We start from the raw sequence: 17,252 nt of genomic DNA, 5'->3' as shown, positions 1-17,252 counted from the left end.
GAGTGCATTGAAGCCCAGTCGTTACTGGCTGCTGCGCGGCCTTCGCCAGTTCCTGCGGCTTCTGATCTTGCTGATTATGCGACTTTGTTATCGTTTGCGGATTCACGGTCTCGACCATGTGCCTCGAGAAGGCGCGGCATTGATCGTGTGCAATCACGTCAGTTTCATGGACGCCCTCATATTGGGCGGCGCCTGTCCTCGGTCGCTGCGCTTTGTGATGGAGCGAGCTATCTTCGAGTCCCCCTGGCTGAACTGGTGGTTTCGTCTGGTCGGCGCCATTCCCATCGAGTCGGAACGCCGCAATCCGGGGTCGTTGCGGCAAACCTTGGAAGCGATCAGCCGAGCGTTACGTAACGGCGAAGTGGTGATGGTGTTTCCCGAAGGAAAATTGACCACGGATGGCGAAGTGCATACCTTCCGACGCGGCCTGGACGCTATTTTGGCGCGTGATCCCGTGGCGGTGATTCCGGCTGGTATCACCGGGCTATGGGGATCCTGGACCTCTCATCATGAAGGGCCCGCGCTGAAAAAGTGGCCGCGCCGCTGGCGCGCCCGTGTCAGCCTGCGCTTTGGCTCGCCGGTAACGCCCCAGGCGTTGGTAAGCCAGGGACGCGCCCGTCAGAATGCGTTGCGGCATTATCTGGAGGCGCGGGTGCGGGTACTGACCAGCATGGCGGATGACGAACAGATCAATTCCTAGCGCGAGCCAGGCGGCTCTGCTGCCAGCAGCGCGCCGAGGTGATCAGGTTGTCGCGAATCTCGAGGATTTCCATCCGCGTGTTACCTACCTGCAAGCAGACGGGGCCTTCGGGGAAAGCTTCCAGATGTTCGAGAATCAGACCATTCAAGGTCTTGGGGCCGTCGGTGGGTAGCTGCCAGCCCAGCGCCTTGTTGATTTCCCGAATGTTGGCGGTGCCTTCGATGACGTTGCTGCCATCCTCCTGCTGATGAATTTCCTGATCTTCCGAGACGTCGGTAGTGAACTCGCCGACGATCTCTTCGAGTATATCCTCCAGCGTGACCAAGCCTTCGACATCCCCGTATTCATCGACAACGATACCGATACGGCGTTTCTGTTTCTGGAAATTGAGCAACTGTGTATGCAGGGGCGTCGATTCGGGGATGAAATAAGGGTCACGTGCTTCCTGAACGATGGCCGCCTTGGTCACTTCGTCACGGGAAAGAAAGCGAGCCGCATTACGCAGGTGCAGCATGCCGATGATGTTGTTGATATCACCTTTGTACACCGGTACCCGGGTGTGCTGGCTGGTGCGTACCTGGGTCAGGATGTCTTCCAGGGAATCATCGAGGTCGATCCCGACGACTTCATGACGCGGCACCATGATGTCGTTCACCGTGACATTTTCCAGATCCAGAATCGACAGCAGCATGGTCTGGTGACGGTAGGGGATCAGGGTGCCCGCTTCATGCACGATCGTACGCAATTCATCCCGGCTCAGATTGTCCCCGCCGCCTTCCACGCTCTTGACCCCGGCCAGCTTGAGCAAGCTGTTGGACAGCACGTTGACCAGCCATACCAGGGGGTAAAGCAGCTTGAGCAGCGGTTCGAGCACCACGGAGGTGGGGTAGGCCACCCGTTCGGGGCGAATCGCGGCATAGGTCTTGGGGGTGACTTCGGCAAAAATCAGAATGGTGATGGTCAATAACGATGTCGCCACCACCGGCCCGGTAACTTCGCCAAAGAAATGAATGGCGATAATCGTGGCAATCGAAGCGGCCAGGTTATTGACGAAGTTGTTGCCGATCAGAATCACGCCAATCAGACGGTCGGGTCGTGCCAGAAGCCGAACGACGCGCTTTGCCCGGCTGTCACCGCTGTTGGCTTGATGGCTCAAGCGGTAACGGTTGATGGACATCATGCCGGTTTCAGAGCTTGAGAAAAAAGCGGAAAGTAAAACAAGCAAAGCTAGCAGGCCGAACAATAACCCCAGGGGGAAGTCGTCGCTCAAGTCGAAAGATCCTCTATGACGTGTCAGGCTTGATTTGTAGGGAGTAAGGGGCAATGTGTCAAGTTAGCGAAACGTCGCCTTGCCCCTGCCCAGGTGTCAGTTTTGGTTGAGCAGAATTTCCAGAACGAACTTGCTGCCGAAATAAGCCAGCAACAAGAGGGCGCAGCCCCACAGGGTCCAGCGTACCGCGCGCATGCCTCGCCAGCCGAACCGATAGCGACCTACTAGCAAGGTAGTGAAAATCAACCAGGCTGCCAGCGAGAGCACCGTCTTGTGCGCCAGATGTTGCGCAAAGATATTATCCAGAAACACCAGACCGCTGACGATCGACAAGGTGAGAAGGAGAACGCCCGCCCACACCAGTTCGAACAGCAGTCGCTCCATGGTGGTCAACGGTGGCAATGACTGGACGATTCCGCGGATATGGTGATGACGCAACGCCTGGTTTTGCAGCCCTACCAGCACGGCCTGTGCCGCCGCGATGGCGAGCATGGCAAACGCCAGGGCGGAGCTGGCCGCGTGGAGCAAGATGCCCGGGGTCAGCCCGGTTTCGCGCCCCTGGCTGGGTAGCCAGGTAGCCATGACGAGCGCCAGGCCGGCCAGGGGGAAAAGCGCGATGGCGGCATTGAGCACCGGCTTGAACAGGCTGGCGACCAGAAGCAGATTGACCACTACCGCCATCAATAAGGTGGCGCTGGTAGTCAGTCCGGGCAACAAGCCGGGCGCTTGAGAGACTAGTTCGATCACTACCGGGATGTGCATCAACAGCCCGAGCGCGCCGAGAAGACGCACTATCCCAGGGTGCGGGGGGACGCGACGTAACAGCGTCATGCCTTGCCAGATGGCGGCGGCAACGTAAAGTACAAAGGCTAGAGTGGCGAAAGGGAGCGCCTGCATTGTGCTATCCGTGCGCCTTGCCAGCGCGTTGCAAATGAATCGGTTATCTGGATCAAGCCTTGTCTGTCAACGGCTATGTATCAAGGCCGTTACTATAACCAATCCTGATGGCGCCGCACAGTCATAGCCCAATGACATCTTCGCAGACCATGGAGACTCGGCGCCACAGGGCGTATAATCACGCCCAAATTATTTCAGGTCGTGATGTGCAAAGCGACGGAGGCAAGCAGCCCCATGTTTGAGAGTCTCAGTGAGCGTCTATCCCAGACGCTGAAGTCGATCAAGGGTCAGGCCCGCCTGACCGATGACAACATCAAGGATACCCTGCGAGAGGTGCGAAAGGCGCTTCTCGAGGCGGATGTCGCCCTGCCGGTGGTCAAGGCCTTTATCGAGCGGGTGCGCGAGCGTGCGGTCGGGCAGGAAGTGTCGAAAAGCCTGTCGCCGGGCCAGCAGTTCGTCAAGATCGTTCAGCAGGAACTTGAAGCGATCATGGGGGAAGCCAACGAAGGGCTTGCTCTGAAAGGCTCCCCTGCGGTGGTGTTGATGGCCGGCCTGCAAGGGGCGGGTAAAACCACCTCGGTTGCCAAGCTGGCGCGCTATCTGCGCGAGCGAGAAAAGAAAAAAGTGCTGGTGGTGTCGGCGGACGTCTATCGCCCGGCGGCGATTGATCAGCTGGAAACCCTGGCCAAGGAAGTCGAGGTGGATTTCTTTCCCTCGCGCTCTGATCAAAAGCCGGTCGACATTGCGGAAGCGGCGATCAAGCACGCCAAGATTCAGTTTCATGACGTGCTATTGATCGATACCGCCGGACGTCTGGCGATCGATGAAGCGATGATGGCCGAGATCCAGGCGTTGCACAAAGCCGTCTCACCGCAGGAAACGCTGTTCGTGGTCGATGCCATGACCGGCCAGGATGCCGCCAATACCGCCAAGGCCTTCAATGAAGCCTTGCCGTTGACCGGGGTCATCCTGACCAAGGCCGATGGTGATGCGCGCGGCGGTGCGGCGCTTTCGGTGCGGCATATCACCGGCAAGCCGATCAAGTTCATGGGGGTGGGGGAGAAGGTCGACGCCCTGGAGCCGTTCCACCCCGACCGGGTCGCATCGCGTATTCTCGGTATGGGCGACATGCTTTCCCTGATCGAGGAAGCCGAGCGTACCGTCGACAAGAACAAGGCCGAACAGCTGGCCAAGAAGGTCAAGAAAGGCGAAGGCTTCGATCTTGAAGATTTCCGCGATCAGCTCCAGCAGCTCAAGAAAATGGGCGGCATGGGCGGTCTGCTGGGCAAGCTGCCCGGCATGGGACAGATGGCGGAAATGGCTCAGGGCCCCGGCCCGGAAAAGGAGTTGGGCAAGCTTGAAGCCTTGATCAACTCCATGACGCCCAAGGAGCGCCGTAAGCCGGACATCATCAATGGCTCGCGCAAGCGGCGTATTGCCGCCGGAGCGGGCTTGCAGGTGCCGGATCTCAATCGTCTGCTCAAGCAGCACAAGCAGATGCAAAAGATGATGAAAAAAGCCGGCCAGAAAGGTGGTATGCAGAAAATGATGCGCGGCATGTCCGGCATGATGGGCGGTGGTGGCCCGGGCGGCCCGGGCGGCCCCGGGGGTATGGGGGGCATGGGCGGCCCCGGGGGTATGCCTCGCCGGTAGGCGTTCGGCTTGACGGCTGTGGGGTTTTCTGGCCGTCAGGCTTTCCAAGCCCTGCGCATTTGCGTAGAATGCTGCCTCTTCATGCGTGGGCCATGCGCGAGTGCTGTGAAAACCGGCCCGGCCGGCCCACATGAAGCAAGCATTACCCATGAAGCACATCTTCAACATGAAGTGCCATTTCAACTATTTGAAGGGCTACTTCACGTTCTCGTAACCTCAACCGAAGGATAGTTATCGTATGGTTACCATTCGTTTGGCACGTGGTGGCGCCAAGAAGCGTCCCTTCTATCATTTGACCGTTACTGACTCACGCAACGCCCGCGACGGTCGTTTCATCGAGCGTGTCGGTTTCTTCAACCCGGTTGCCCGTGGTCAGGAAGAGCGCCTGCGCGTAGATCTGGACCGTGTGACTCACTGGCAGAGCCAGGGTGCACAGGTGTCCGGTCGCGTTGCTGAATTGCTCAAGGAAGCTCGCAAGCAGGCCTGAGCCTGACATGCGAATTCTTGCGCAATCGTTGTATATCATGGGAGCACAGTGAGGTCGTCGATGAATCGTAGTATTACCAACCGATCTGGCGACGAGCATGTGGTGCTGGGCAAGCTGACCAGCCCCTATGGGGTGAAAGGCTGGCTCAAGGTGTATTCCTACACCAACCCCATGGATAGCATTCTGGACTACCCGGAGTGGTGGATACGTCAAGGGCAGAGCCTTTCGCGTTACACCGTCATTCAGGGGCGTCGTCAAGGCAAGGGACTGGTGGTCGAACTCAAGGGTGTGGATGAGCGCGGTGCGGCGGAAGCGCTCGCCGATGCCGACATTCTCATGAGCAAGCAGGAACTCCCCGAGCTTTCCGACGACGAGTTTTACTGGCATGAGCTTGAAGGGTTGACCGTCTTCACTCAGGCCGGCGAGCGGTTGGGGCAAATTATCTATTTGTTCGAAACCGGCGCCAACGATGTCATGGTGGTACGCGGTGACGACGACGCGATCGACAAGCGTGAGCGTTTACTGCCGTTCTTGCCTGAAAAGGTCATCCTGGAGGTGGATCTGGAAAATCGCCGCATGGTGGTGGACTGGGACAGCGAATTCTAGGAAAGGGCAGGCAATGCAATGAATGAGACGATCAGCTGGGTATCCCCGACATGTGGATAGGTGTTGTATCGCTGTTCCCGGAAATGTTCGAGGCGATCAGTCGCCACGGCGTAACCGGTCGGGCAGTGGAAAGGCAACACATCACGCTGGAATTCTGGAATCCGCGTGACTACGCCACGGATCGACACCGCAGCGTGGATGACCGTCCTTACGGCGGTGGCCCTGGCATGTTGATGAAGGTGGATACGCTACGTGCCGCCATTCTTGCAGCCCGTGAACGGGCTGAGCAGGCCACCGGTCAGGCGGCCAAGGTGATCTATCTTTCGCCCCAGGGGCGAAAGCTGGATCAACAAGGGGTCAGGATGCTGGCCGAGGCAGGACCACTGGTCGTGGTCGCCGGACGCTATGAAGGCATCGACGAACGCCTGGTCGAAAGTGACATCGATGAAGAATGGTCAATCGGTGACTATGTACTCAGCGGCGGCGAGTTGCCGGCGATGGTACTGATTGACGCAGCGGCAAGGCTGGTGCCCGGCGTTCTTGGTCATCAGGATTCCGCTGTCGAGGATTCATTCAACAACGGTTTGCTGGATTGCCCGCACTACACGCGCCCGGAAGCAATCGATGGGCGACTGGTGCCGGCGGTACTACTGAGTGGCAACCATGCGGCGATCAAGCGCTGGCGCTTGAAACAGTCGCTGGGGCGCACTTGGCAGCGGCGTCCGGACCTGCTCGATAAGCAGGCCCTCGACGCCGAACAGCGAGCACTGCTGAAAGAGTTTATCGACGAACACGCCCTGTCCACCCGGTAGGTCAGGGCGGCGGTGCAGGGCGATGCCCAGGGCTAACCCGAGGGCGGCACCTGCGTCACCCATGACGACTCCCGCGTAGCTCGTTTCGAGCGCCGGGATCACGGCTCCCGCCAGCCATGCCAGATACAGCCGGCACAACGAGCGGTGAGCCAAGACATTATTCAGGAGTAACAGCATGAGCAGCAAGAACAAGGTGATCCAGGCGATCGAAAACGAGCAGATGTCCAAGCAACTGCCTCCCTTCGCTCCCGGCGATACCATCATCGTTCAGGTCAAGGTAAAGGAAGGCACCCGCGAGCGTCTGCAGGCGTTTGAAGGCGTGGTGATCGGCAAGCGTAACCGTGGTCTGAACTCCGCTTTCACCGTGCGCAAGATCTCTCACGGTGTGGGCGTCGAGCGTACCTTCCAGACTTACAGCCCGCTGGTCGATTCCCTCGAAGTCAAGCGTCGTGGTGATGTGCGTCAGGCCAAGCTTTACTACCTGCGCGAGCGCAGTGGCCGTTCTGCCCGTATCAAGGAAAAGCTGGTTTAATCAGCGAATTTCCGCGGGCGTTGCGGCGCCCGGGCATACAAGACCCCGTCACCGCTTTGCGGGGCGGGGTTTTGTCCGTTGATGAGACGAGAGAGACGCCATGGACAGGATAGAAGCGTTTCTGGATGCGCTGTGGTTGGAGCGTGGTGCGAGTGATCATACTCTGAGCGCCTACCGTAGCGATCTGGTGGCCTGGCAGGCTTACCTCGCCACTCTTGAACAGGATATCCTGCATCCCGATTCCGAGGCGCTGCCTGTCTGGTTTGAACAGCGCCGCGAGTTGGGGTATCAGCTACGCAGCAATGCGCGGCTACTGTCGAGTCTGCGTAGCTTCTATCGTTGGGCGCTACTGCACGCCATGATCCAGCATGACCCCTTGGCGGAGGTGCGTTTGCCGCGCGTGCGCCCGGGGTTGCCCAATATCCTGGATGAAAACGAAGTGGAACGTCTGCTGGCCGCCCCGGATACCGACACTGATCTGGGGTTGCGTGACCGGGCCATGCTGGAGCTGCTGTATGCCTGCGGCCTGCGCGTCTCGGAGTTGGTCGGCTTGACCACCGATGCGCTCAACCTGCGACAAGGGGTTGTTCGGGTGCGAGGAAAGGGCGATAAAGACCGCCTGGTGCCTTTGGGTGAAGAAGCCGGATACTGGTTGGGTCGTTATCTGGACAGGGCGCGCCCCGCGCTGATGGCGGATGTCACGCGCCCGGCGCTGTTCCCCGGGCGAGGTGGCAAGTCGATGACCCGGCAGACCTTCTGGCACCGGATCAAGGTGCATGCCGCTTGCGCCGGAATCAGCCGGCCGTTGTCGCCGCATACCTTGCGCCATGCATTCGCGACGCATCTGTTGAATCATGGGGCCAATCTACGCGTGGTGCAGTTGTTACTGGGTCACAGTGATCTGTCGACCACACAAATTTACACGCATGTCGCCCAGGCTCGCCTGGAAGCGTTGCATGCCGAACATCATCCACGAGGTTGAGCTGATGATTCATCGTTCCTCTATGTTTTTTCTGGCGCTGGCGACTGCCATTTTGCCTTTGTCAGCCAATGCCGATACGGTGCCCGAGCAACTCACGGAAACCTTGAGCGTCAACGGACAGCGCATGCCGGTCGAACGGGTCGAGCCCACGCCGCTCGAGGGTATTTTTTCCGTGCGCCTGGAAAGTGGCGAAACTTTCTATTCCAATGCCTCGGGCAGTCATTTTCTGGTGGGTGATCTTTACGACAATAGCGGTGAAGGGTTGGTCAACCTGACCGAGCAATCGCGCAACCAGGCGCGCGCCGCGGCGATTGACGAGATACCCGAAAGCGAACGCGTGGTATTTCGCGGCACCCAGCCGACCCGGGCCACCGTGGTGGTATTTACCGACCCGACTTGCCCCTACTGCACTCAGCTGCATGAACAGGTGCCCGAGCTCAACGAGCGGGGCATCGAAATTCATTACCTGGCGTTTCCGCGCAGCGGAATGAACGGAGACGCCGCCCGAACCATGCAGCAAATATGGTGCGCGGATAATTCAGGCGATGCATTGACGCGTGCCAAGCAAGGCGAGGCACTGGCTAACGCATCGAACTGCGACAATCCGGTTGCGGCCCAGTATGATCTAGGCATGCAGCTCGGGGTTCAGGGCACGCCGGCATTGATTTTACCCGACGGACAGCTGGTGCCGGGCTACGTGCCGCCCCAGCGTCTGGCCGAGATGCTGAATCTTGACGACTGATAGCCACGGCTAACCAAGAGCACGCGACGTGTCGTAGCAGCCGTCGCGTTATGCCAAAACACTCGTATGTTCACGTTATGCAAAGGGGAAAGACATTGAAACCGGTGAGAGTAGGTATCTGTGGATTGGGCACTGTCGGTGGCGGTACCTTCAACGTATTGACCCGGAATGCGGACGACATCGCTCGCCGCGCCGGACGGCCGATCGTCATTGAGCAGGTCGCTCACCGCAGTATTCACCCAGACTGCGATATCACCGGTATCAAGGCTACAAGCGATGTCTTTGAAGTGGCCACCAACCCGGACGTCGACGTCGTCGTCGAGCTGATCGGCGGCTACGATATCGCCCGTGAATTGGTGCTGACCGCGATCGCCAATGGCAAGCACGTGGTCACCGCCAACAAGGCGCTGATTGCGGTACATGGCAACGAGATTTTCAAGGCTGCCCATGAAAAGGGCGTGATCGTGGCGTTCGAAGCGGCGGTGGCCGGGGGTATCCCGGTGATCAAGTCGCTGCGTGAAGGCCTGGGAGCCAACCGTATCGAATGGGTGGCGGGCATCATCAACGGCACCGGCAATTACATTCTTACCCATATGCGCGATGAAGGCCGCACCTTCGAAGACGTCCTGACCGAAGCGCAGGCGTTGGGCTATGCCGAAGCCGACCCCACCTTCGACGTGGAAGGCATCGACGCTGCGCACAAGCTCACCATTCTGGCGTCCATCGCTTACGGCGTGCCGCTGCAATTCGACAAGGCCTTCACCGAAGGCATTTCACGGATTACCGCTGAAGATATCCAGCAGGCCGACAACCTGGGCTATGTGATCAAGCACCTGGGGATTTCCAAGCGCACCGATCACGGCCTCGAGCTGCGCGTGCATCCCACGCTGATTCCCAAGGAACGTCTGCTGGCCAATGTGCACGGCGTCAAGAATGCCATCGCCATCATGGGGGATGCCGTAGGGCCGACCCTGTATTACGGCGCCGGTGCCGGTGCCGAGCCTACCGCTTCGGCAGTCGTGGCGGACCTGCTCGATGTGGCGCGCGACATCACCACCGACCATCATTACCGGGTACCGTATCTGGCCTTCAGCGGCATTGGCGAAGATGTCGGCAGCCTGCCGATCATGCCCATGGAAGACATCATCACCGCCTATTACCTGCGCTTGCTGGCCGTGGATCGTCCGGGTGTGCTGGCGCGGGTGGCGACCATCCTGTCCGAGCAGGGCATCTCGATCGAGGCCTTGATCCAGAAGGAAGCCACCGAAGGTGAGCTGGTACCGATCATTCTGTTGACCCACCGCACCAAGGAAAAGCAGATGAACGAAGCCATTCGCCAGATCGAAGCGATGGCCGATATCGCCGGGTCGGTGATGCGGATTCGCGTGGAAAGCCTCGACGAGCAGGAGTGAACATGCGCTATATCAGTACACGCGGCCAGGCGCCGGCGTTGTCGTTTGAAGACGTGGTGCTGACCGGTATGGCCAGCGATGGCGGCCTGTACGTGCCCGAGACCATCCCGCAACTTTCCCATGATGACCTGGCCGCCATGGCCGGGCTCTCCTACGCCGAGATCGCCTTTCAGGTGATGCAGCCGTTCGTGGGCGGCGAGATCGACGACGACACTTTCCGCGAGATCGTGCGCGAGGCTTACGCCACCTTCAATCATGACGCCGTGGTGCCGCTCAAACAGCTGGATGCCAATCATTTTCTGCTCGAACAGTTTCATGGGCCGACCTTGGCGTTCAAGGACGTCGCCCTGCAATTGCTCGGGCGGATTCTGGATCACTTCCTGAAAAAGCGCGGCGAGCGCGCGGTGATCATGGGCGCGACCTCCGGCGACACCGGCTCGGCGGCGATCGAAGGCTGTCGCCATTGCGATAACCTCGACATCTTCATTCTTCACCCGCACAACCGTGTCTCGGAAGTCCAGCGTCGCCAGATGACCTCGGTACTGGCCAACAATGTCTTCAATGTGGCCATCGAAGGAAACTTCGATGACGCCCAGGCGATGGTCAAGGCCAGCTTTGCCGATCAGGGTTTCCTGAACGGGACTCGGCTGGTGGCGGTGAACTCGATCAACTGGGCGCGCATCATGGCGCAGATCGTCTACTACGTCGCGTCCGCCGTAGCGCTGGGTGCGCCGTATCGCCAGGTCAGTTTCAGCGTGCCCTCGGCCAACTTCGGCAATGTCTTCGCCGGCTACATGGCTCACCAGATGGGCTTGCCGGTCAAGCAGTTCATCATTGCCACCAACACCAATGACATCCTGCATCGCACCTTGGCAGCCAACGATTTTTCCAAGAAGGAGCTGGCGGCGACGCTTGCGCCCTCGATGGATATCGTGGTGTCGTCCAATTTCGAACGCCTGCTATTCGATGCCTACGGACGGGATGGCAAAGCCGTGGCGGACCTTCTCGAACGCTTCCAGAAAGAACCGACGGCCTTGGCCGATGCGCCCCTGGCCAAGCTGCGCGAGCTATTTTCCAGCCATAGCGTGGATGACGCCACGATTCTGGAAGTGATTCGCGAGGCCCATCATCGCACCGGTGAATTGCTCGACCCTCACACCGCCACCGGCTACCGCGCCGCCGAGCGTGCGCGGGCCGACCAGTCCACGCCGGTGATCACCCTGGCCACGGCGCACCCGGCTAAATTCGCCGAAGCAGTGGTCAAGGCCGGTTTCACCGGGGTGCCATTGCCACCGCACATGGAAGACCTGCTGGAACGCGAAGAACGTTACACGGTACTGCCCGCTGATCTAGCCGCGGTGCAGCGCTTCGTCGCGGAAAATCGGCGTTGAGCGTGATATGACGGCTTCCGGCAACCCGCACTACCATGCGACGCGGCCCCGTCTGGAGCCGCGTCTGCGTGATGCGAATATTTACGCCCGTGCCCAGGCCGAAGGGCTTTCCGAGCTTCAGGCACGCATACTGGCCGGTCGGCTGAATGGTTACGCAGGCGACTTGGCACCTTTGGTGACCCCCAGCTTGCGCTACCTGGCGCATCCGGAAAAACTCGCCGATGGCCGCCGCGCCGCCGAACGTATCGCCCAGGCGGTGGTGGACGGCGAGCACATCGGTATCCTCACCGATTACGACGTCGATGGTATCACGTCGCATGTGGTGATCCGGCGTACCCTGGTCGAGCTGTTCGGGGTGCCGGAAAGCAAGTTGCACAGCCTGATCGGTCACCGTATTCACGATGGTTACGGCATCAGCCTGCCGCTGGTCGAACGTACCCTGGCGCTCAAGCCGGTACCCAGCCTGGTGATTACCGCCGACTGTGGCAGCTCCGATGAGCCGCGTATCGCCCGGCTTAAAGCGGCGGGCATCGATGTGGTGGTCAGCGATCACCATGCGCTGCCGGTGGAAGGCCCGCCACCCTCTGCCCATGCGGTGGTCAACCCCACCCGTGACGATTGCGCCTATCCCGACCCCACCATCGCTGGCTGCATGGTGGCCTGGTTGGTCATGTCGCTGGCACGGGGAGTGCTGATCGAATGGGGGGTGCTGTCGGCAACCACTCCCAAGCTTTCGCCCTGGCTTTCCTATGTTGCCTTGGGCACCGTGGCCGACTGTGTCTCTCTGGGTGAAAGCCCCGCCAACCGGGCCGTGGTCAATTTCGGCCTGCAATTGATCAATCGCATGGATGCCGCCTGCTGGCGGGCCATGGCGGCGCGTCTGGGTGCCGACAGTGTGCCCTTCAACGCCGAAACGCTGGCGTTCCAGATGGGGCCGCGAATCAATGCCCGCTCGCGCCTGGACGACCCCTATGCGGCGCTGCATTTCATGCTCGCGGAAAGCGATGGTGTGGCGCAGCGCCAGCTTGAGGTTCTGGACCAGGACAACCAGTCGCGCAAGGCAATCGAGCTGGACATGGCGGAAGAGGCGCGCGCCCTGGCGGCGACTCCCTTGGCAGCGGGTGACCTGGCGCTGGTGGTGTTTCTGGAAGACGGCCACCCCGGCGTTCAGGGAATCGTCGCCTCGCGTCTGGTGCAGGCCTACGGCCGCCCGGCCATGGTGCTGACCCCCGCCTCGGCACCCGGCATGCTCACCGGCTCCGGGCGTTCCATCGATGCGCTGCATTTGCGCGATGCCCTGCAACGCACCTTCGCCTTGGCGCCGGAAACCTTACCGCGTTTCGGTGGCCATCGTGGTGCGGCGGGAGTGGGGGTTCCGGTGGCTCAACTTGAACGTTTTCGCGAGGCTTTCTTGCAGGCCGTTGGCGAGCAATTGGGAGATACGCAACTTTATCCGCGCGTATGGACCGACGGGCAGCTGACACCGGCCCAGCTGGATCTGGCAACGCTGATCGAGCTCGATGCCCTCGGCCCTTACGGGAGAGAGTTCGACTCCCCCCTGTTCGAAGGCGAGTTTCTGGTCGAGGCGCTCAAGCCGGTAGGGGCCGATGGCACCCACCTGATGCTGGAGCTGTCCAGTGGCGCCGTGACGCATCGGGCGATCTGGTTTCGGGCGCTGACGCCGGGTGAGTTGCCGGCCTTCGGCGTGGGCGACAGCCTCCACTGTGCCTACAAGCTCAACCGCAACCGCTGGCGAGGCCGTGAGACGCTGCAGTTGATGGTCGAGCACGCGGAGCCGAGTTAGGCCTTCCCGCCTGGTATCAGTTGTTAAAACATACGTTGTTAAAGCATAAAAGGATGTTTTTTTCATGCACGAGGATAACTTGCCTCGCGATCCGCATCGGCCTTACGAAGATGTCATGGCGATGCTGTTGGGTACGCTGTTCGTAAGCCTGGGGGTGACGTTCTATACCCATGTGGTGCTGCTTACCGGAAGCACCGCGGGCATGGCGCTATTGCTGACCTACGCCAGCGAAGCGGCGGGGGTGTCGAGTCTAGGCTTTGGTGCCTGGTTCTTTCTGATCAACGTGCCGTTTTATTACCTGGCGATCAAGCGCATGGGGTGGAGTTTCACGCTACGCACTTTCGTCGCCATCGGGCTGGTCTCGTTGTTTTCCGAGCTGACCCAGCGTTGGGTGCAGTTTGAGCAAGTGCCGATTCTGTATGCGGCGGTAATGGGCGGTGCCCTGATGGGCATCGGCATGCTGATGCTGTTTCGTCACCGTACCAGCCTCGGTGGCATCAATATTCTCTCCTTGTACCTGCAGCAGCGTTACGGCCTGCGTGCGGGCTATGTCCAGCTGGGCATCGATGGGGTGATTCTGCTGGTGGCCCTGGCGTTGCTGCCACCGGACCGGGTGGCTTACTCGGTGCTGGGTGCCTTGATCCTGAACCTGATCATCGCGCTCAACCATAAGCCAGGACGCTATACCGGGGAGAGTTGAGCCAAATAAAAAACGGCCCGTCAGTTCTGAACTGACGGGCCGTTTCTTGTGGCGGTTTTTTGAGGTGGTGCCTCAGGCCTCACTCAGCCAGAACCACCAGACAATCGCCACGATTAGACCTAAACCTGCAAGATTTATCAGCCAGCTCATGAGGTCGCCTCCTGTGCTTTTGTGGAGATAGGGGCTTTGGCAGCCGTCGATGCCGAGCTTGTCTTGAACAAGCGCAAGCGGTTGGCGTTACTCACCACGGTGATCGAAGAGAGCGACATGGCGGCACCCGCGATCATCGGTGAAAGCAGCATCCCGGTGAAGGGGTAAAGCACCCCGGCGGCAATCGGGATGCACAGGACGTTATAGCCAAAGGCACCCACCAGGTTCTGCTTGATATTGGTGAGGGTGGCGCGGCTGATCTCGATAGCATCGGCAACGCCGTGTAGCGACCCACGCATCAGCGTGATGCCCGCGCTTTCGATTGCTACATCGGTACCCTGGCCGATGGCAAAGCCGACATTCGCCCGGGCCAGCGCCGGCGCGTCGTTGATGCCGTCTCCCACCATGCCCACAATGGCGCCTGAACGCTGCAAACGCTCGATCTCCGCATGCTTGTCTTCCGGTAATAGGCCTGCGCGAAACTCATCGATTCCCACTTCTCGGGCAATGGCGGCGGCGGTGTGACGGTTGTCGCCGGTCAGCATCACCACTTTCAAGCCGTCCGCTTGCAGGCGTTTGACGGCCTCGATGGTGTCGTGACGCAAGGGGTCGCTGATGCCGAAAACCGCTGCCAGGCGACCGTCCATGGCCAGATAGACCACCGTGCGAGCGTTTTCCTCCCACTTCCGCGAGATGTCACCTGCATCAGTCAGGTCGACCCCCGCCTGCTCGAGCAAGCGCGCATTTCCCAGCAGCAATTCAGCCCCCTGAGTCGTCTGCGCTTTTACCCCACCCCCGGTCACGCTGTCGAAATTATCAATCTCAGAGGTGCTGGCGCCCTGGTCTTCGGCATGGGCGAGCAGGGCATTGGCCAGGGGGTGCTCGGAGCTGCGCTCCAGGGCGGCGACGTACCCCAATACCTGGCCGCTATCCTCGTGAAATATCCGTGTGTCGGTCACGGTGGGCTTGCCCTGAGTCAGGGTGCCGGTCTTGTCGACGACCAGGGTGGTGAGCTTGGTGGCGGTCTGCAGGGCATCGCCGCTGCGTACCAGCACGCCATGCTCGGCAGCTTTACCTACGCCGATCATGGTGGAGATCGGTGTGGCCAGGCCCAGTGCACAAGGGCAGGCGATGATCAGCACCGTGGTGGCGGTGATCAGCATATGCAGCACCTGGGGTTCGGCACCGAAATTGAACCAGGCCAGGGCGGTTAGCACGGCGATGATCATTACCGAAGGCACGAAAATACTCGAGACCTTGTCCGCCAGGTGGCCGATGGGCGGGCGCGAGTTCTGGGCGCTGGCGACCTGCTCGGTGATCTGGCCCAGACGTGTGTCGGCACCCACGCGCGTGGCCCGATACACCAGAGAACCCTTGCCGTTGACCGTGCCGGCGTTGACCTCATCGCCCTGTTGCTTGCTCACCGGCAACGGCTCACCGGTGAGCATGGATTCATCGATATGGCTTTTGCCCTCGGTAACTTCCCCGTCCACCGGCAGGCGCTCGCCAGGACGTACGCGGATGTGATCGTTCTCGCGTACCGCATCGATGTCGAGCTCACGCTCTTCACCATCACGAATCACCCGGGCGGTGCGGCTTTGCAGATCCAGCAGGCGTTTGAGGGCGTCGCTGGTGCGCCCGCGAGCGCGCAGCTCCAACGCATTGCCCAGCAGTATCAGGCCGATGACCATCGCCGAGGCTTCAAAATAGATGCCTAGCGCCATCTCCGGCAGCCAGGGTGCGAATATCACCACCATCATGGAGTAGAGCCAGGCGGTCCCGGTGCCCATGGCAATCAGGGTGTCCATGTTGGCTTGGTGGTGCTTGAAGTTCTTCCAGGCGCTAACGAAGAAGTGGCGCCCCGGCCCCATCAGTATCGCCAGGGTAAGCAGGCCGACAACCAGCCAGAAAAGCCGCCCCAACCCCGCTGGGTGAGGGTGATAGATGAACATTCCGGCCATCAGCGGTACCGCTAGCGCCAGCGACCAGGCGCTGCCCTTGAGGCGTTGCCGGTAGGTTACGGCATCCTTCTGCGCACGCAGGCGCTCGGCTTCACGCATGTCGAGGATAGGCTCGGCGGAATAACCTGAACTGTCCACGGCAGCGATAAGCGCCTGGGTGTCGGCGTTGCCGCGCACCTGCACGGTGTGGGTGCCGAGATTCACCACGGCGGATGTCACGCCGGGTGTTTTCTCCAAGGCTTTTTGCACGCTATTGACACAGCCGGCGCAGGTCATACCGGAAATGGCCAGGCGAATGGTAGATTCAGGCTCGCTCTCGGAAGGCGCTTTCGAGTCGGTTGGCGCTGACGCTGAGCTATCTGAAGTCTGTCTTGACGCCGGTTCCAAAGCCGGCTCTGAAGAGTCCGTGACGGGTGGCGACTCAATCTCGCCTGGGGGAAAGCCTGCATCGACCAGTACCTGATCCAAGCTGGCTTTATCCAGGCTACTGGTCACATCCAGGCGTTTCTCCGCGGGTGTGCCGATAACCTCGGCAGTGGGGTCTTGCGCCTGGATCGCTTCACGCATGCGTTTGACACAGCCTTGGCAATTCATGCCGGGAACCGTGCGCTCAAGGGTATGGCTCATGGAGTGTCCTCGGGAAAGTTTTCGATCAAGCGACAAAGGCTGTGGCCGTCCGGTGTGCCATCGGGCATGTCGGCCCAGGTTTCAAGGGCCTGTTCCATACGTGCCGCAAGTGCCTGGAGTTCGGCGATACGCGCATATATCTGGGGCAACCGCTCGGCCATCAGGTCCCGCACCAGCGGGCAGGGGGAGTCGCCCTGGTCGGCATGCAGCAGAATGTCGCGTATTTCGGTCACGCTGAAGCCCAGGGTGCGTGCCCGTTGAATAAAGTTCAGGCGCTGCAGGTCGGTGTCGCTGAATAGCTGGTAACCGTTATCCGGATGGCGCCGGGGTGAAAGCAGCCCTTCCCGGCTGTAGTGGCGTACGGTTTCAGCGGTGACCCCGGCACGCTTGGCAAGTTCGCTGACTTTCATCGTTTTGCGCGGGAAACCCGGTTGCTTTAGCGCCGGGAGGGATAGCGCGTCGTGCGCAGCACGACTCGGGGTTCCCTGTCCGCGCCTCCTTTAGTGTTGGATGGTGGGTAGTGGGT

General features: G+C 60.3%; 16 protein-coding genes. 12 read left to right on the top strand and 4 right to left on the bottom strand.

Annotated features, from left to right (window positions below):
• Window positions 1-76 precede the first annotated feature (76 nt).
• A complete protein-coding gene (locus tag DU506_RS14445; RefSeq protein ID WP_415843652.1) occupies window positions 77-700 on the top strand; it encodes a 1-acyl-sn-glycerol-3-phosphate acyltransferase in 624 nt (207 codons plus the stop codon).
• On the opposite strand, the gene DU506_RS14440 is transcribed toward DU506_RS14445, so the two are convergent.
• Window positions 690-1,970 carry an HlyC/CorC family transporter gene (locus DU506_RS14440; RefSeq protein ID WP_114487611.1) on the bottom strand — a complete coding sequence of 427 codons (1,281 nt, stop codon included), beginning with the start codon at window positions 1,968-1,970 and terminating at the stop codon, window positions 690-692. The genes DU506_RS14445 and DU506_RS14440 overlap by 11 nt on opposite strands.
• A gap of 96 nt (window positions 1,971-2,066) precedes the next feature.
• Window positions 2,067-2,867, bottom strand: coding sequence for a cytochrome C assembly family protein (locus DU506_RS14435; RefSeq protein ID WP_114487610.1), 801 nt, complete (start codon window positions 2,865-2,867; stop codon window positions 2,067-2,069).
• Between the two features lie 234 nt (window positions 2,868-3,101).
• On the opposite strand from DU506_RS14435, the gene ffh reads away from it, so the two are divergent.
• The 11 genes from ffh (at window position 3,102) to DU506_RS14380 (ending at window position 13,988) form a co-directional block, all read left to right on the top strand.
• A complete protein-coding gene (gene ffh, locus DU506_RS14430) occupies window positions 3,102-4,520 on the top strand; it encodes a signal recognition particle protein (protein ID WP_114487609.1) in 1,419 nt (472 codons plus the stop codon).
• Window positions 4,521-4,758: 238 nt separating this feature from the next.
• Window positions 4,759-5,007, top strand: a complete 249-nt coding sequence (gene rpsP / locus DU506_RS14425; protein ID WP_114487608.1) for a 30S ribosomal protein S16 — start codon at window positions 4,759-4,761, stop codon at window positions 5,005-5,007.
• Window positions 5,008-5,067: 60 nt separating this feature from the next.
• Window positions 5,068-5,613: a ribosome maturation factor RimM gene (rimM, locus tag DU506_RS14420; RefSeq protein ID WP_114487607.1), complete on the top strand. Its 546-nt coding sequence runs from the start codon at window positions 5,068-5,070 to the stop codon at window positions 5,611-5,613.
• A 50-nt stretch (window positions 5,614-5,663) separates the two neighbouring features.
• A complete protein-coding gene (gene trmD, locus DU506_RS14415; RefSeq protein WP_114487606.1) occupies window positions 5,664-6,425 on the top strand; it encodes a tRNA (guanosine(37)-N1)-methyltransferase TrmD in 762 nt (253 codons plus the stop codon).
• Between the two features lie 175 nt (window positions 6,426-6,600).
• On the top strand, window positions 6,601-6,957 hold the full coding sequence (gene rplS / locus DU506_RS14410; protein WP_114487605.1) for a 50S ribosomal protein L19: 357 nt from the start codon (window positions 6,601-6,603) through the stop codon (window positions 6,955-6,957).
• Window positions 6,958-7,057: 100 nt separating this feature from the next.
• A complete protein-coding gene (xerD, locus tag DU506_RS14405) occupies window positions 7,058-7,939 on the top strand; it encodes a site-specific tyrosine recombinase XerD (protein ID WP_114487604.1) in 882 nt (293 codons plus the stop codon).
• On the top strand, window positions 7,914-8,681 hold the full coding sequence (locus DU506_RS14400; RefSeq protein ID WP_114487603.1) for a DsbC family protein: 768 nt from the start codon (window positions 7,914-7,916) through the stop codon (window positions 8,679-8,681). Before xerD ends, DU506_RS14400 begins: the two co-directional genes overlap by 26 nt.
• A 95-nt stretch (window positions 8,682-8,776) precedes the next feature.
• The gene (locus tag DU506_RS14395) at window positions 8,777-10,093 is read left to right on the top strand and encodes a homoserine dehydrogenase (protein ID WP_114487602.1); all 1,317 of its coding nucleotides are present in this window, start codon (window positions 8,777-8,779) and stop codon (window positions 10,091-10,093) included.
• Window positions 10,094-10,095: 2 nt separating this feature from the next.
• Window positions 10,096-11,484, top strand: a complete 1,389-nt coding sequence (gene thrC, locus DU506_RS14390; protein WP_114487601.1) for a threonine synthase — start codon at window positions 10,096-10,098, stop codon at window positions 11,482-11,484.
• A 7-nt stretch (window positions 11,485-11,491) separates the two neighbouring features.
• Window positions 11,492-13,288 carry a single-stranded-DNA-specific exonuclease RecJ gene (locus tag DU506_RS14385; protein WP_114487600.1) on the top strand — a complete coding sequence of 599 codons (1,797 nt, stop codon included), beginning with the start codon at window positions 11,492-11,494 and terminating at the stop codon, window positions 13,286-13,288.
• Window positions 13,289-13,352: 64 nt separating this feature from the next.
• On the top strand, window positions 13,353-13,988 hold the full coding sequence (locus DU506_RS14380) for a YitT family protein (protein ID WP_114487599.1): 636 nt from the start codon (window positions 13,353-13,355) through the stop codon (window positions 13,986-13,988).
• Window positions 13,989-14,134: 146 nt separating this feature from the next.
• Here the strand turns inward: DU506_RS14380 and DU506_RS14375 are convergent, their stop codons facing one another.
• Both DU506_RS14375 and DU506_RS14370 read right to left on the bottom strand, forming a co-directional pair.
• Complete coding sequence (locus DU506_RS14375) at window positions 14,135-16,726, bottom strand: heavy metal translocating P-type ATPase (protein ID WP_235825644.1); 2,592 nt, start codon at window positions 16,724-16,726, stop codon at window positions 14,135-14,137.
• Window positions 16,723-17,136 carry a MerR family transcriptional regulator gene (locus tag DU506_RS14370; protein ID WP_114487598.1) on the bottom strand — a complete coding sequence of 138 codons (414 nt, stop codon included), beginning with the start codon at window positions 17,134-17,136 and terminating at the stop codon, window positions 16,723-16,725. Before DU506_RS14370 ends, DU506_RS14375 begins: the two co-directional genes overlap by 4 nt.
• Between the last annotated feature and the right edge of the window lie 116 nt (window positions 17,137-17,252).

Source organism: Vreelandella rituensis (genome assembly GCF_003336665.1).
Taxonomy (GTDB): Bacteria; Pseudomonadota; Gammaproteobacteria; order Pseudomonadales; family Halomonadaceae; genus Vreelandella; species Vreelandella rituensis.
The sequence above is the reverse complement of the archived record's forward strand: the minus strand, read 5'-3'. Positions and strand labels throughout refer to the sequence as shown.

Bases quoted from the DNA above. Each gene is read 5' to 3' on its own strand.
- xerD (WP_114487604.1), top strand. From the start codon at position 7,058: ATGGACAGGATAGAAGCGTTTCTGGATGCGCTGTGGTTGGAGCGTGGT.
- trmD (WP_114487606.1), top strand. From the start codon at position 5,664: ATGTGGATAGGTGTTGTATCGCTGTTCCCGGAAATGTTCGAGGCGATC.
- DU506_RS14385 (WP_114487600.1), top strand. From the start codon at position 11,492: ATGACGGCTTCCGGCAACCCGCACTACCATGCGACGCGGCCCCGTCTG.
- rpsP (WP_114487608.1), top strand. From the start codon at position 4,759: ATGGTTACCATTCGTTTGGCACGTGGTGGCGCCAAGAAGCGTCCCTTC.
- DU506_RS14380 (WP_114487599.1), top strand. From the start codon at position 13,353: ATGCACGAGGATAACTTGCCTCGCGATCCGCATCGGCCTTACGAAGAT.
- DU506_RS14445 (WP_415843652.1), top strand. From the start codon at position 77: ATGCGACTTTGTTATCGTTTGCGGATTCACGGTCTCGACCATGTGCCT.
- DU506_RS14400 (WP_114487603.1), top strand. From the start codon at position 7,914: ATGCCGAACATCATCCACGAGGTTGAGCTGATGATTCATCGTTCCTCT.
- rimM (WP_114487607.1), top strand. From the start codon at position 5,068: ATGAATCGTAGTATTACCAACCGATCTGGCGACGAGCATGTGGTGCTG.
- ffh (WP_114487609.1), top strand. From the start codon at position 3,102: ATGTTTGAGAGTCTCAGTGAGCGTCTATCCCAGACGCTGAAGTCGATC.
- thrC (WP_114487601.1), top strand. From the start codon at position 10,096: ATGCGCTATATCAGTACACGCGGCCAGGCGCCGGCGTTGTCGTTTGAA.
- DU506_RS14375 (WP_235825644.1), bottom strand. From the start codon at position 16,726: ATGAGCCATACCCTTGAGCGCACGGTTCCCGGCATGAATTGCCAAGGC.
- DU506_RS14370 (WP_114487598.1), bottom strand. From the start codon at position 17,136: ATGAAAGTCAGCGAACTTGCCAAGCGTGCCGGGGTCACCGCTGAAACC.
- DU506_RS14435 (WP_114487610.1), bottom strand. From the start codon at position 2,867: ATGCAGGCGCTCCCTTTCGCCACTCTAGCCTTTGTACTTTACGTTGCC.
- rplS (WP_114487605.1), top strand. From the start codon at position 6,601: ATGAGCAGCAAGAACAAGGTGATCCAGGCGATCGAAAACGAGCAGATG.